This is a genomic window from Pseudomonas sp. K5002 (assembly GCF_013386655.1).
Classification (GTDB): Bacteria; Pseudomonadota; Gammaproteobacteria; order Pseudomonadales; family Pseudomonadaceae; genus Aquipseudomonas.
The window spans coordinates 1-575 of sequence record NZ_JACARK010001416.1; the positions used below are offsets into that span (position 1 = coordinate 1).

The window sequence follows — 575 nt, forward strand, 5'->3', positions numbered from 1 at the left end:
GCCCGCCATGCAGCGCCGACCGCTGCACATGATCATCGCCAAGGGCCCCGGCCTGAAGCCGCTGTACGCCCACTGCCTGGGGGGCGGCACCAAGCCGCGCATCACCGTGACCACGCATCCCGCCGCCGACGGCAATTGGGTGTGGTACCTGGGCGGCGATATCGCCGAAGCCGAAGGTGTGGCCCGCACCCCGGAGCAACAGATCGCCACCGCCCAAAAAGAGCTGGGGCAGTTGCTGCCCTGGATCGACATGACCCAGACCCAATGGGCCACCTTGCGCGTCGACCGCGCCGAACCATTGCAATCAGGCCTGACCCGCCCGGACAACGCGTTCCTCGCCGAACAGGATCGCCTGTTGGTGGGCTGGCCGACCAAGCTGGCATTGGCACCGGATTTCGCCGATCGAGTGATCAACGCACTGGAACGTGACGGCATCAAGCCCGGAACTACCGAAAAACTGCCCGAGCTGCCGAAACCCGCCATCGCCCAACCCGCCTGGGAGCAACTGCTGCCATGACCCTGCCGACTCTGCACGACCTCCACCGCCCGCTGGGCAGCACCGGCCTGCTGGTCTC

At 67.0% G+C, this 575-nt stretch carries 1 pseudogene; it reads left to right on the top strand.

The window, feature by feature from the left end:
* Positions 1 to 517, top strand: a pseudogene (locus HX846_RS36830) (FAD-dependent oxidoreductase); the annotation flags it as partial.
* Positions 518 to 575 lie beyond the last annotated feature (58 nt).